Annotated in this window: 11 protein-coding genes; 2 read left to right on the plus strand and 9 right to left on the minus strand. The window is 66.5% G+C overall.

Annotated elements, in window-relative coordinates; genetic code table 11:
• Positions 1-233: 233 nt before the first annotated feature.
• Positions 234-881: a TetR/AcrR family transcriptional regulator gene (locus WS66_RS26525; RefSeq protein ID WP_059608240.1), complete on the plus strand. Its 648-nt coding sequence runs from the start codon at positions 234-236 to the stop codon at positions 879-881.
• An 82-nt stretch (positions 882-963) separates the two neighbouring features.
• Here the strand turns inward: WS66_RS26525 and WS66_RS26530 are convergent, their stop codons facing one another.
• The 4 genes from WS66_RS26530 to edd all read right to left on the minus strand — a co-directional run bounded on the left by WS66_RS26530 (position 964) and on the right by edd (position 5608).
• On the minus strand, positions 964-1467 hold the full coding sequence (locus WS66_RS26530; protein ID WP_059608239.1) for a gluconokinase: 504 nt from the start codon (positions 1465-1467) through the stop codon (positions 964-966).
• A gap of 13 nt (positions 1468-1480) precedes the next feature.
• Positions 1481-2842: a GntP family permease gene (locus WS66_RS26535; protein ID WP_059535304.1), complete on the minus strand. Its 1362-nt coding sequence runs from the start codon at positions 2840-2842 to the stop codon at positions 1481-1483.
• 263 nt (positions 2843-3105) lie between these two features.
• Entirely contained in the window at positions 3106-3732 is a 627-nt protein-coding gene (eda, locus tag WS66_RS26545; protein ID WP_059608238.1) for a bifunctional 4-hydroxy-2-oxoglutarate aldolase/2-dehydro-3-deoxy-phosphogluconate aldolase, read from the minus strand.
• A 19-nt stretch (positions 3733-3751) separates the two neighbouring features.
• A complete protein-coding gene (gene edd, locus WS66_RS26550; protein ID WP_059608237.1) occupies positions 3752-5608 on the minus strand; it encodes a phosphogluconate dehydratase in 1857 nt (618 codons plus the stop codon).
• Positions 5609-5901: 293 nt separating this feature from the next.
• Between edd and WS66_RS26560 the strand changes: the two genes are divergently transcribed.
• Positions 5902-6750, plus strand: a complete 849-nt coding sequence (locus tag WS66_RS26560; protein ID WP_059608236.1) for a MurR/RpiR family transcriptional regulator — start codon at positions 5902-5904, stop codon at positions 6748-6750.
• Positions 6751-6841: 91 nt separating this feature from the next.
• Here WS66_RS26560 and WS66_RS26565 read toward each other — a convergent pair whose 3' ends face one another.
• The 5 genes from WS66_RS26565 to leuS form a co-directional block, all read right to left on the minus strand.
• Positions 6842-7264: a CopD family protein gene (locus tag WS66_RS26565; protein ID WP_108064730.1), complete on the minus strand. Its 423-nt coding sequence runs from the start codon at positions 7262-7264 to the stop codon at positions 6842-6844.
• A gap of 17 nt (positions 7265-7281) precedes the next feature.
• Complete coding sequence (locus WS66_RS26570) at positions 7282-8553, minus strand: glutamate-5-semialdehyde dehydrogenase (RefSeq protein WP_059608235.1); 1272 nt, start codon at positions 8551-8553, stop codon at positions 7282-7284.
• Positions 8554-8690: 137 nt separating this feature from the next.
• Positions 8691-9785, minus strand: a complete 1095-nt coding sequence (gene holA / locus WS66_RS26575; RefSeq protein WP_059608234.1) for a DNA polymerase III subunit delta — start codon at positions 9783-9785, stop codon at positions 8691-8693.
• Between the two features lie 18 nt (positions 9786-9803).
• Complete coding sequence (locus tag WS66_RS26580; protein ID WP_059608233.1) at positions 9804-10355, minus strand: LPS-assembly lipoprotein LptE; 552 nt, start codon at positions 10353-10355, stop codon at positions 9804-9806.
• 38 nt (positions 10356-10393) lie between these two features.
• Entirely contained in the window at positions 10394-12988 is a 2595-nt protein-coding gene (gene leuS, locus WS66_RS26585; RefSeq protein WP_059608232.1) for a leucine--tRNA ligase, read from the minus strand.
• Positions 12989-13195 lie beyond the last annotated feature (207 nt).

Genomic DNA, 13195 nt, shown 5'->3' on the forward strand with positions numbered 1-13195 from the left:
GAAGTGCCGTTCAGGCTTCGCGGGTGGGGCAGCCGGTTCCACTTGGGTGTCAACGAGATAAAGGGCGCGATGGCCCGTGTTGACGGCAGGCACGCTCGTGCCTGCCAGGATCCCGGACCGTGCGAAAGCACGCATTGAAAGGTGCCGGGACACCCAATTTCTACACCGCAGAAATAATTCTACAGCGTAGAATATGTTTTCGTCAAGATTACAGCCGCAGCCATCCCGCTTCCATGAAAGACAAACCCGCCCAAGGCCCGCGCGGCCTCGACAAGGATGCGATCGTCGCGGCCGCGCTCGCGCTGCTCGAAGAGGTCGGCGAAGCCGCGTTCAGCGTGCGCAAGCTCGCGCAGTCGGTCGGATGCGACCCGATGAGCGTGCTCTATCACTTCAAGTCGAAAGAGGGCCTGAGCCGTGCGATCGCGAACGCGCTGTCGCGCTCGCTCGCGCCGGTCGACCCTTCACTGCCGTGGCGCGAGCGGCTGCTCGATCTCGCCCGCCAGTACCGCGCGCTCGCGCTGCGCCACCCCGCCGCGTTCGCGCTGCTGCAGCGTCACATGAGCACCGGGCCGGCCGATCTCGCGCACATCGAGACCGTGCATCGCGCGCTGGCCGATGCCGGCATCCCGCGCAGCGCACTGCCGACCGTGTGCGTCGGCTGGTATGCGAGCGTGATCGGCCTCGCCGCCGCCGAGGCCGGCGGCCTCACGCGGCCCGCGAACGACGTCGAGCTCGCGGAAATGCATGCGCTGTCCGATACCGCGCATCCGCTCGTCAAATCGGCCGCCCCGCTCTATGCGCAACTCGATCCGGCCGCCGTGCACGACACGATGCTGGACGTGCTGCTCGACGGCATCGCGCAGCACGTCCGTGCGACCTGAGCGGCTCACGCACCGCCAACGAAAAAAGGCGCCCCGAGGGGCGCCTTTTTCACTGCTGCATGACGATTGCCGCGAACCGCGCTCAATGTTGCCGCGCGATACCGATCTTCAGCATGACCTGATCGACGATCTGTTCGGGCGTCAGCTCGATGCTGACCACGATCGCTTCGTCCGGGCCCGGTTCCTCGAGCGTGTCGAGCTGGCTCTTCAGCAGCGACGGATCGAAGAAATGGCCGGTGCGGGTCTTCAGGCGCTCGTGCAACACCTCGAACGAACCCTTCAGATACACGAACCGCACGTCGGTATCGGAGCCGCGCAGCACGTCGCGGTACGACCGCTTCAGCGACGAGCAGGTGAACACGGCGGTCTCGCCGGCGCGCTGCTTCTCCTCGATGGCCGCGCGAATCGTGCGCAGCCACGGCCAGCGGTCGTCGTCGGTCAGCGGAATGCCGTTGTGCATCTTTTCCTTGTTCGCCGCGCTGTGAAACGCGTCGCCGTCGGTATAGCTGCACGACAGGCGTTCTGCCAGCATTTCGCCGATTCGCGATTTGCCCGCGCCCGACACGCCCATTGCGATCAGAATCATTGACTACCCCTTGTTACAAGACCACGCTCAGCAGCAGCGTAAAGCTCAGACCCAGCACCGAGATGATGGTTTCAAGCAGTGACCAGGTCTTGAACGTCTGGCCGACCGTCATCCCGAAATATTCCTTGATCAGCCAGAAGCCGCCGTCGTTCACATGCGAGAAGATCAGCGAGCCCGAGCCCGTCGCGAGCACGAGCAGCTCCGGACGAACCGCCGCACCCGACGCCGCCGCGATCGGCGCGACGATGCCGCAGGCCGTCGTCATCGCGACCGTCGCCGAACCCGTTGCCAGACGCATCAGCGCCGCGACGAACCAGCCGAGCAGCAGCGGCGACAGGTGTGCGTGCTTCGCGGTCTCGACGATCTGCTGCGAGATCCCGCTGTCACGCAGGACGCCGCCGAAGCCGCCGCCCGCACCGACGATCAGCGTGATGCCGGCGATCGGCGCCAGGCACTCGCCGCAGAACTTCTGGATCTGGTCGCGGTTGAAGCCCTGCAGCTTGCCGAACGTGAAGAAGCTCACCAGCACGGCGATCAGCAGCGCGACGTCGGAGTTGCCGGCAAAGCGCAGCAGGTTGTTCGGCAGCGACTTCGGTGCGAACACCAGGTCGGCCCAGCTGCCGACGAGCATCAGCACGACGGGCAGCAGGATCGTGAACAGCGTGATGCCGAAACTCGGCAGCTCGCGCTTGCGACCGTCCGTGTGCGTATCGACGAACTGCGCTGCGAGCGGGTTGTTTTCCGGCAGCTTCACGAACTTCGAGATCATCAGCGCGAACAGCGGACCGGCGATGATCGCGGTCGGCACGCCGACGATCAGGCCGAACGCGATCGTCTTGCCGATATCGGCGCCGTATTGCTGAACGGCCAGCAGCGCGGCCGGGTGCGGCGGAATCAGCCCGTGCACGACGGACAGGCCGGCCACCATCGGCAGACCGACGACGAGCAGCGATTTGCCGGTGCGCTTCGCGACGTTGAACGCGATCGGGATCAGCAGCACGAAGCCGACTTCGAAGAACACCGGCAAGCCGACGATGATCGCGACGAACATCATCGCCCAGTGGATGTTCTTTTCACCGAACCAGTCGATCAGCGTGGTCGCGATCCGTTCGGCGCCGCCCGATTCGGCCATCATCTTGCCGAGCATCGTGCCGAGGCCGACGACGATCGCGATGTGGCCGAGCGTGCCGCCCGTGCCCGTTTCGAACGACTTGACGATCTTGTCCATCGGCATGCCGACGACGAGACCCAGGCCCAGCGAAACGATGATCAGCACCAGGAACGGGTAGATCTTGTAGCGCGCGATCATCAGGATCAGCGCGGCAATCGCGATCAGCGTGAATACGAGCAGCATGCTGCCTTGGACAGCCCCCATGTGGCACTCCTCCTTGAATTGTTCGAAACCGGGCGAGCTGTTGCGAGTATGCCCGGCTATGCAGGTCTCCGAAACACGGGGGGCACCCACCCCGTGAGGACGCTGAATTTTACTTATCTTTACGGCCCACGGATAGAACCGGTTCCATCAGCAAAAACCCTCGGTAAAACAAGCATTAAGCGCTTGTTTGCCGAGGGTCAAGGGCGTGACGTTCGCAAGCCCCGTTACTGGCGCGAACAGGCCCTTATCATTTCGTACAAGTATTAACGGTGAAGCTGGCTCGCGGCTTGCGCGAGACGCGTGACCTCGGCCCAGTCCTGCGCGGCAAGCGCGGCCTCCGGCGTGAGCCACGAACCGCCGACGCACACGACGTTCGGCAGCTTCAGGAAATTCGGCGCGGTATCGACCGTGATGCCGCCCGTCGGGCAGAACTTCAGCGCCGGGAACGGGCCGTGGAACGCCTGCAGCATCGGCACGCCGCCGGCCTGCTGCGCGGGGAAGAACTTGACGATCTCGTAGCCGAATTCGAGCGCCTGAATGATGTCGCTCGGCGTCATCACGCCCGGCAGCAGCGGCAGGCCGGCGTCGAGCGACGCGAGGTGCAGGTCCTTCGTCAGGCCCGGCGACACGCCGAACTTCGCGCCGGCCTTCTTCGCCTGCGCGCAGTGCTCGGGCTTCGTGATCGTGCCGACGCCGACGACGATGTCGTCCGCGAGCTGGCTCGCGCGCTGGATCGCCTCCAGGCCCGCCGGCGTACGCAGCGTGATCTCGAGCACCTTGACGCCGCCCGCGTGCAACGCGCGCGACACGTGTTCGCCCTGCTCGACCGAGTCGAATGCGAGCACCGGAATCACCGGGCCCAGCTTCACGATTTCAGCAATCGTCTTCATCAAATTCGCTCCTTGAAATTCATGCAGAGACGCGGACGGCCGCTTCGCCGACCAGCGCCCCGAAAACCGATGCGCCCTGCTCGGCCGGCGCTGCCGCCGCGCGGAACACGCCGAACAGTTCGCGCCCGAAACCGACCTCGTTCTCGGCCTGGTGCAGCGGCTGCGCGACCGGGCGCGCCTGCCACTCGGCGTCGTCGACCTCGATGTCGAGGATGCCGGCTTCCGCGTCGATCACGAGCGTGTCGCCCGTCTTGACCTTGCCGAGCGGGCCGGCCAGCAGCGCTTCCGGCGACACGTGGATCACGGCCGGCACCTTGCCCGACGCACCGGACATGCGGCCGTCGGTCACGAGCGCGACGTGGAAGCCCTGATCCTGCAGCACGCCGAGCAGCGGCGTCAAACGGTGCAACTCGGGCATCCCGTTGGCGCGCGCGCCCTGGAAGCGCACGACCGCGACGAAATCGCGCTTCAGCTCGCCGCGATCGAAGGCCTCCTGCACGGCTTCCTGCGAATCGAATACGATCGCGGGCGCTCTCACCTTGCGGTGCTCGGGTGCGACCGCCGAAATCTTGATCACGCCGCGGCCGAGCCGGCCCTGCATCAGGCGCAGGCCGCCGTCCGGCTGGAACGGGTCGCGAATGCCGCGCAGCACCTTGGTGTCGTGGCTCTCGGCCGTGCCGTCGACCCACGTCAGCTTGCCGTCGATCAGCTTCGGCTCCTTCGTGTAATGCGACAGGCCCTTGCCTGCGACGGTCGTCACGTCTTCGTGCAGCAGCCCGCCTTCGAGCAGGTTGCGCACCAGGAACGCGACGCCGCCCGCCGCGTGGAAATGGTTCACGTCGGCCTTGCCGTTCGGGTAGATCTTCGCGAGCAGCGGCACGACCGCCGACAGCTCGTCGAAATCGTTCCAGTCGATCAGGATGCCGGCCGCGCGCGCGATCGCGACGAGGTGCAGCGTGTGGTTGGTCGAGCCGCCCGTCGCGAGCAGCGCGACGATCCCGTTGACGATCGCCTTCTCGTCGATCACATGGCCGATCGGCGTGTACTGGCCGCGTTCGACCGTCAGGTCGAGCACGCGGCGCGCGGCTTCGGCGGTCAGTGCGGTACGCAGCGGCGTGTGCGGATGAACGAACGCCGAACCCGGCAGGTGCAGGCCCATCAGTTCCATCAGCATCTGGTTGCTGTTCGCGGTGCCGTAGAACGTGCAGGTGCCGTGGCCGTGATACGCGGCCGATTCCGCTTCGAGCAGCGCGTCGCGGCCGACCTGGCCGGTCGCGAATTGCTGGCGGATCTTCGCCTTGTCGTCGTTCGACAGGCCGCTCGTCATCGGGCCGGCCGGCACGAAGATGGTCGGCAGGTGGCCGAACTGGAGCGCGCCGATCAGCAGGCCCGGCACGATCTTGTCGCAGATGCCGAGGCAGAGCGCCGCGTCGAACATGTTGTGCGTGAGCGCGATCGCCGTGCCCATCGCGATCGCCTCGCGCGAGAACAGCGACAGCTCCATCCCCGGATTGCCTTGCGTGACGCCGTCGCACATCGCGGGCACGCCGCCCGCGAACTGCGCGACGCCGCCGTTCTCGCGTGCGGCGACCTTGATGATGTCAGGGAAGTCCTTGTACGGCGCGTGCGCGGACAGCATCTCGTTGTACGAGGACACGATGCCGATGTTCGGCTCGCGGATCGCCTTGATCTGGAACTTGTCGCTGCCTTCGAGACCCGCGAAGCCGTGCGCGAGGTTCGCGCACGACAATGCGCCACGCGCCGGGAACTTGCCTTGCGCGCCGTCGATGCGCTGCAGATAGGCGGAACGGGTCGATTGGCTGCGGGCGATCACGCGTTCGGTGACTTTCGCCAGGGTGGGGTGCAGCGACGTCATGCTGGGCGCTCCTGTATGCCGGACGACACCGGCGGTTGGAATCGTGGGGACGCTCGAGTGCGTCGAACGAACGAAGCCAGTCTAGTAGAAAAACTACAAGCATGCAATGCAGATCGACATGCGCGCAACCCTCATTCCCGCCACCAGCAAGGCTTTACCTAGTGAAAACCCTAATCTTGAGCATTTGTCGTCTAGAAAATCGCTGACGATGGAGCTAGCATTTCCATGTAGATTTTCTACAATTCGATTGCGATACACTCGCTCATCCGAACCCGATTTTCATTCGCCGCCCCATGCTGCCTCGCATTGAAGCGATCCGCGCCGACCTGCGCCCGTCCGAGCGCAAGCTCGCCGACTACATTCTCGCCGCGCCGCGCGAGGTGCTCGACCTCGCAATGACCGAGCTGTCGACCCGCGCGGGCGTCAGCCAGCCGACCATCGCGCGCTTCTGCCAGGCGCTCGGCTGCAGCGGCTTTCGCGAATTCAAGATCCGGCTCGCGCAGAGCGTCGCGCCGGGCGTGTCGTCGGTCTATCGTGACGTCGAGCCCGACGAGCCCGCGCCCGGCATCATCGGCAAGGTGTTCGACCGCACGATCGGCGCGCTGATCGAAGTGCGCAACAGCCTGTCGGCCGGCAGCGTCGCCGACGCGATCGCCCTGCTGTCGAACGCGTCGCGCATCGAGTTCTACGGCGCCGGCGGCTCGGGCATCGCCGCGCAGGACATCCAGCACAAGTTCTTTCGGCTCGGCGTGCCGAGCGTCGCGTATTCGGACCCGCACACGTTCTCGATGTCGTCGGCGCTGCTCGGGCCGCACGACGTCGTCGTCGCGATCTCGAATACCGGCCGCACGCGCGATATCGTCGATGCCGCGCGCTCCGCGCTCGCGTGCGGCGCGAAGGTCGTCGCGATCACGCAGAGCCACTCGCCGCTCGCGAAGCTCGCGACGGTGAGCCTCGCGTCGAACGTGGCCGAGGAAACGGACGTGTTCTCGCCGATGACGTCGCGGATGTCGCATCTCGCGATCGGCGACATCCTCGCGGTCGGCGTTGCGCTGTCGCGCGGGCCCGCGCTCATGGAGCGCGTCGGCCGCGCGAAGGAAGCGATCACGCGCCGCCGGATCGACGACCCGACGAAGGAATGACGCATACGACGCGCAAATGAAAACGGCGCCCCGAGGGGCGCCGTTTTCATTTGCGCGTCGATCGACTGCCGGCATGCGGCCGCCGGAAAGTTCAGAACGGCTTGATCACGACCAGCGCGACCGCCACGAGCATGCCGAGCACCGGCAGCTCGTTGAACACGCGATACCACTTGTCGGTGCGCTTGTTCTCTCCGCGCTCGAACACCCGCAGCAGGTGTCCGCAATACGCGTGGTAGATGACGAGCAGCAGCACCACCGTCACCTTCGCGTGGATCCAGCCCTGCCCCTGGCCGATGCCGATCACGAGCCAGAGCCACAGCCCGCACGCGAGCGCCGGCACGGCGATCATCGTCATGAAGCGGAACAGCTTGCGCGCCATCAGCAGCAGGCGCCGCACCGCGGCCGGATCGGTCTCCATGGCCAGGTTCACATAGATGCGCGGCAGGTAGAACAACCCCGCGAACCACGCGGCGATCAGAACGATGTGGAACGTCTTGACCCAGAGCATTGCCATCGGTTGTGCGCCTCGCGTTACTGACGGCCTTCGCCGTGCCCGAGCACGACGTACTTCAGCGACGTGAGCCCTTCCAGGCCCACGGGGCCGCGTGCGTGCAGCTTGTCGTTCGAGATGCCGATTTCCGCGCCGAGGCCGAATTCGAAGCCGTCCGCGAAGCGCGTCGACGCATTGACCATCACGCTGGCCGAGTCGACTTCGCGCAGGAAGCGCATCGCGCGGTCGTGGTCCTCGGTGACGATCGCATCGGTGTGGTGCGAGCCGTAATGGTTGATGTGCTCGATCGCCGCGTCGAGGCCGTCGACGACCTTGATCGCGAGCACCGGCGCGAGATATTCGGTGTGCCAGTCTTCGTCGGTGGCGTCGACGAGCGGCCCGATGCCCGCTTCGGCGAGCACCGCGCGCGCGGCCAGATCGACGCGCAGCTCGACCTGCTTGTCGCGATACAGCTTGCCGAGCGGCGGCAACAGCGTCGCCGCGATGCCGCTCGACACGAGCAACGTTTCCATCGTGTTGCAGGTGCCGTAGCGGTGCGTCTTCGCGTTGTCGCACACCGTCAGCGCCTTGGCGAGATCGGCACGATCGTCGACATACACGTGGCAGATACCATCGAGGTGCTTGATCATCGGCACACGTGCCTCGTTGATCAGGCGCTCGATCAGGCTCTTGCCGCCGCGCGGCACGATCACGTCGACGTATTCGGTCATCGTGATCAGCTTGCCGACCGCCGCGCGATCGGCTGTCGCGACGACCTGCACGGCATCCTGCGGCAGGCCGGCCGCCTCGAGCCCTTCGCCGATCAGCTTCGCGAGCGCCGCGTTCGATTCGAGCGCCTCGGAGCCGCCGCGCAGGATCGTCGCGTTACCCGACTTCAGGCACAGCGCGGCCGCGTCAATCGTCACGTTCGGGCGCGACTCGTAGATGATGCCGATCACGCCGAGCGGCACGCGCATCTGGCCGACCTGGATCCCGCTCGGGCGGTACTTGAGATTGCCGATCTCGCCGATCGGATCGGCCAGCGACGCAACCTGGCGCAGGCCTTCGACCATCGTCTTCAGCGCCTTGTCCGACAGCGTCAGGCGGTCGATGAACGCCGCATCGAGCCCCTTTTCACGGGCACGGGCGACGTCGCGTGCATTCGCATCCTTCAGCGCCTGCGCGTCGCGCTCGATCGCGCGGGCCACGGCGTCGAGCGCCGCGTTCTTCGCGGCCGTGCTGGCGCGCGCCATCGCGCGGGAAGCGTGCCGGGCACGGCGGCCCAGGTCCGTCATGTACTGGTCGATATCCATCGTGTGACTCGAAAAGCGAGCCGCTTGGCGCGGCGTGAATTCGTGGGAAGCGTGGAGCGCGGCGGCAAGCGGGCCGCGCCAGCTATCGGAACATTGTAAGCGGGTTGCGATGCGTGCGCTGAAGGCCCGGACGGGGCTTAACGACGCACGCGACCCGCGGTCGGCGGTCGCTCGCCGCGCGCGCCCGCTACCGTCATCGCGAGCTGGAACAGGCCGTCCCACGGATCGGGCGGTGGATCGTCCTGCGTGCGGCGGCCCGGTGCGACGGCCGACAGCCCCTTCACCTGCCGGTCGAGCTTCGCGGCGAACGCGAGCGCCTTCTCGAGAACCGCTTCCGACACGCGGTTCAGCGCGGGGCCGATCAGCCGTTCGCGCGGCCCCCACACGCGGTTCTCGCGCAGCAGCGTGGCGAGCGGCTTGCCGGCCGTCGCCCCGCGCTTGATCCGCAACAGCGTGCGCAATTCCTCGACGACGGCCCACATCACGAGCACGATCGCCTCGCCCTCGCCCTTCAACCCGTCGATCATCCGCGCGAGCCGTGCTGCGTCGCCCGCGAGCATCGCCTCATTCAGCTTGAAGACGTCGTAGCGCGCGACGTTCAACACCGCGTCGTGCACCTGCTCGAACGACAGCACGCCCTGCGGATAGAGCAGCCCAAGCTTCTGGATTTCCTGGTGCGCGGCGAGCAGGTTGCCCTCGACGCGCTCCGCGATGAACTGCAGCGCGCGCCGGCCATCGTCGCCGGCCGCGACGCGCTGGCCCTGCATCGACAGACGCTGGCCGATCCAGTTCGGCAGTTGCGCGCGGTCGACCGGATCGATCTTCAGCGCGACGCCGCCGTTCTGCAGCGCGGTAAACCACGCGGATTTCTGCGTGGCCGCATCGAGACGCGGCAACGTGACGAGCATCAGCGCGTCGGGATTGGGCGTGGCCGCGAGCGTCTTCAGCGCGTCGGCGCCTTCCTTGCCGGGCTTGCCCGACGGAATGCGCAACTCGATCAGCTGACGCTCGCCGAACAGCGACATCGCCTGGGTCGCGCCGAGCAGCACGCTCCAGTCGAAGCCGCGCTCGACCGTGTGCACCGAACGTTCGGTGAAGCCGGCCGCGCGCGCGGCCGCACGAATGCGGTCGCACGCTTCCTGCGCGAGCAGCGGCTCGTCGCCGTAGACGGTGTAGAGTCCGGCCATCCCCTTCGCGAGGTGCGGCTCCAGCGCATCAAGTCGCAATTGCATCGGTGCGTGCGCCGTCGATCAGAGCGGCGGTGGCGGCAGGGGCGCGCCCGGCGCGACGCCCGGCACCACGTCCTCCGGCGCCGGCGTCAGCGAGTGGACGATCGCGAGACGCCGCATCAGTTGGTCGACGGCGTCGTTCTGCATGTCCGCGTACAGGATGTCGGCTTCCTGCGCCTTCGCGTTCGTGTACTGGTCGCTGTACGTCATCGCGCGGTTCAGCGCGATCGCGCTCGGCGGGATCAGCACGGTGCCGTCCTTGCTCGTCAGCGTGTAGTTCAGCGTATAGAACAGCGCGTATTCCTGCGCCGACCCATACTTGTTGAGCGTCAGCGTGTTCTGCCCGCGCGACTCCCACATGCGCAGCACGGCGTCGGCGTCGTCCGCCGACTTGACGATCTTCGTGTCGCTGCCGGCCTCGACGAGACGCGTCAGCCGCGCCTCGACGGGCGCGGGCGCGCCGGCCACCAGCAGGTGCTTGAACGCATAGTCCTGCTGGCCGCGCAGCTGGAAGCCGCATGCCGACAGCGCGACCGCGCTGCCGACGAGCATCAAAAACGATCTGCGGATCACCTTCGCTCCTTCTGGGTACGTCAGACGGCCGGCGGCCGTCAGACGACGATGTTCACGAGGCGGCCCGGCACGACGACGATCTTCTTCGCCGGCTTGCCGTCGCTGAACTTCGCGAACGCGTCGTCGGCCACCGCCGCTGCTTCGATCGCCTCGCGGCTCGCGTCCTTCGCGACCTTCAGCGCGCCGCGCACCTTGCCGTTCACCTGCAGCACGAGTTCGATCTCGGCCTGCTCGAGCGCGGCCTCGTCGACCTTCGGCCACGGTGCATCGAGCAGCGGGCCGAATTCGTCCGCGTAGCCGAGCGCCTTCCACAGCTCGAACGTGACGTGCGGCACGACCGGATACAGCACGCGCAGCAGCACGCCGTACGTTTCGCGCAGCACGCCGGGCGTCGCGCCCTTCGCGCCGTCGATCGCGTTCAGCATCTTCATCGCGGCCGACACGACCGTGTTGTATTGCAGACGCTGGTAGTCGAAATCAGCCTGCTTCAGCACGCTGTAGATCTCGCGGCGCAGTGCCTTGTCGGCGTCGCCGAGCGCGGCCGCGTCGAAGCCCGCACGCGCGGCGAGCGCTTCACGATTCGTCGCGCCGAAGCTCCACACGCGGCGCAGGAAGCGGCTCGCGCCCTCGACGCCCGCGCCCGACCACTCGAGCTGCTGCTCGGGCGGTGCGGCGAACATCGTGAACAGGCGCGCGGTATCGGCACCGTACTGGTCGATCAGCACCTGCGGATCGACGCCGTTGTTCTTCGACTTCGACATCTTCTCGATGCCGCCGAGCACGACCGGCTGGCCGTCGGTGTTCAGCGTCGCGCCGACCGGGCGGCCCTTGTCGTCGTGCGTGACCGTCACGTCGGCCGGGTTGTACCAGGTCTTCTTGCCCGCCGCGTCTTCGCGGTAGAACGTCTCGTTCAGCACCATGCCCTGCGTCAGCAGGTTCTTCGCCGGCTCGCCGAACTTCACGAGGCCGAGGTCGCGCATCACCTTGGTCCAGAAGCGCGAATACAGCAGGTGCAGGATCGCATGCTCGATGCCGCCGATGTACTGATCCATCGGCATCCAGTAATCGGTGCGCGCGTCGACCATCGTCTCGGCGTCCGGTGCCGTGTAGCGCGAGAAGTACCACGACGAATCGACGAACGTGTCCATCGTGTCGGTTTCGCGCTTCGCGGCCGCGCCGCACTTCGGGCACGTGCAGTTCAGGAACGCTTCCGACTTCGCGAGCGGGTTGCCCGAGCCGTCCGGCACGAGGTCTTCCGGCAGTACGACCGGCAGGTCCTGCTCCGGCACCGGCACGTCGCCGCACGACGGGCAATGGATGATCGGGATCGGCGTGCCCCAGTAGCGCTGGCGCGACACGCCCCAGTCGCGCAGGCGCCACGTGACCTGCTTGTCGCCGAAGCCGCCGGCCTTCAGGTCGGCCGCGATCGCATCGACCGCCGCGCCATATGCCAGGCCGTCGTACTTGCCGCTGTTGACGCAGACCGCGACCTCCTTGTCGCCGTACCACTCCTGCCATGCGTCGAGCGAGTACGTCTGGCCTTCGGCCGCGATCACCTGCTTGATCGGCAGGTCGTATTTCTTCGCGAACGCGAAGTCGCGCTCGTCGTGTGCCGGCACGCCCATCACCGCGCCTTCGCCGTAGCTCATCAGCACGTAGTTGCCGATCCACACCTCGACGGGTTCGCCCGTCAGCGGATGCGTGACCGAGAAGCCCGTCGCGACGCCCTTCTTCTCCATCGTCGCGACGTCGGCCTCGGCGACGCCGCCGCGCTTGCATTCGTCGATGAACGCCTGCAGTTCCGGCTTGCCCTGCGCAAGGCGCGTGGCGAGCGGATGCTCGGCCGCGACCGCGCAGAACGTGACGCCCATGATCGTGTCGGCACGCGTCGTGAACACGCGCAGCAGCTTCTTTTCGCCGTCGAGTTCGTACGGGAAGCCGAAGTTCACGCCGAAGCTCTTGCCGATCCAGTTCTGCTGCATGATCTTCACGCGCTCGGGCCAGCCGAGGCCGTCGAGATCGTTCAGCAGCTCATCCGCGTACTGCGTGATCCGCAGGTAGTACATCGGGATCTCGCGCTTTTCGACGAGCGCGCCCGAGCGCCAGCCGCGGCCGTCGATCACCTGCTCGTTCGCGAGCACGGTCTGGTCGACCGGGTCCCAGTTCACGGTGCCCGTCTTCTTGTACGCGATGCCCTTCTCGAGCATCTTCAGGAACAGCCACTGGTTCCATTTGTAGTAGTCGGGCTTGCACGTCGCGATCTCGCGCGACCAGTCGATCGCGAGGCCCATCGACTGCATCTGGCCCTTCATGTAATCGATGTTGTCGTAGGTCCACTTCGCGGGCGGCACGCCGTTCGCCATCGCGGCGTTCTCGGCCGGCATCCCGAACGCATCCCAGCCCATCGGCATCAGCGTGTTGTAGCCGTTCATCCGCAGATAGCGGTACATCACGTCGTTGATCGTGTAGTTGCGCACGTGACCCATGTGCAGCTTGCCGGACGGGTACGGCAGCATCGACACGCAGTAGAACTTCGGCTTCTGCAAATCTTCCTTCGTCTTGTAGGCATCGGCTGCGCGCCAGTCGCCCTGGGCGGCGGCTTCGACGTCGGCGGGTACGTATCTCTCGTGCATGGTGTGGTTCGGACTAGGCTTTAAGCGGCGCGCCACGAGGCGGGCACGCGGAAGTGGACGAAATCGGGCAGCCCGGCGGCGGGAGCAGGCTCACGGTTCTCGGGCCTGCCTCATGGTTCCGGATATTCGCCGGGTAACCCGGAGGGTCTCCAGGTTACCCGGCGAAACCCTGCCAACCGGGCGGAAACGAAGATTATACCGTCCGTG

Source organism: Burkholderia sp. LA-2-3-30-S1-D2, assembly GCF_001523915.2.
Taxonomy (GTDB): Bacteria; Pseudomonadota; Gammaproteobacteria; order Burkholderiales; family Burkholderiaceae; genus Burkholderia; species Burkholderia diffusa.

Bases quoted from the DNA above. Each gene is read 5' to 3' on its own strand.
- WS66_RS26525 (WP_059608240.1), top strand. From the start codon at position 234: ATGAAAGACAAACCCGCCCAAGGCCCGCGCGGCCTCGACAAGGATGCG.
- WS66_RS26530 (WP_059608239.1), bottom strand. From the start codon at position 1,467: ATGATTCTGATCGCAATGGGCGTGTCGGGCGCGGGCAAATCGCGAATC.
- WS66_RS26535 (WP_059535304.1), bottom strand. From the start codon at position 2,842: ATGGGGGCTGTCCAAGGCAGCATGCTGCTCGTATTCACGCTGATCGCG.
- eda (WP_059608238.1), bottom strand. From the start codon at position 3,732: ATGAAGACGATTGCTGAAATCGTGAAGCTGGGCCCGGTGATTCCGGTG.
- edd (WP_059608237.1), bottom strand. From the start codon at position 5,608: ATGACGTCGCTGCACCCCACCCTGGCGAAAGTCACCGAACGCGTGATC.
- WS66_RS26560 (WP_059608236.1), top strand. From the start codon at position 5,902: ATGCTGCCTCGCATTGAAGCGATCCGCGCCGACCTGCGCCCGTCCGAG.
- WS66_RS26565 (WP_108064730.1), bottom strand. From the start codon at position 7,264: ATGGCAATGCTCTGGGTCAAGACGTTCCACATCGTTCTGATCGCCGCG.
- WS66_RS26570 (WP_059608235.1), bottom strand. From the start codon at position 8,553: ATGGATATCGACCAGTACATGACGGACCTGGGCCGCCGTGCCCGGCAC.
- holA (WP_059608234.1), bottom strand. From the start codon at position 9,785: ATGCAATTGCGACTTGATGCGCTGGAGCCGCACCTCGCGAAGGGGATG.
- leuS (WP_059608232.1), bottom strand. From the start codon at position 12,988: ATGCACGAGAGATACGTACCCGCCGACGTCGAAGCCGCCGCCCAGGGC.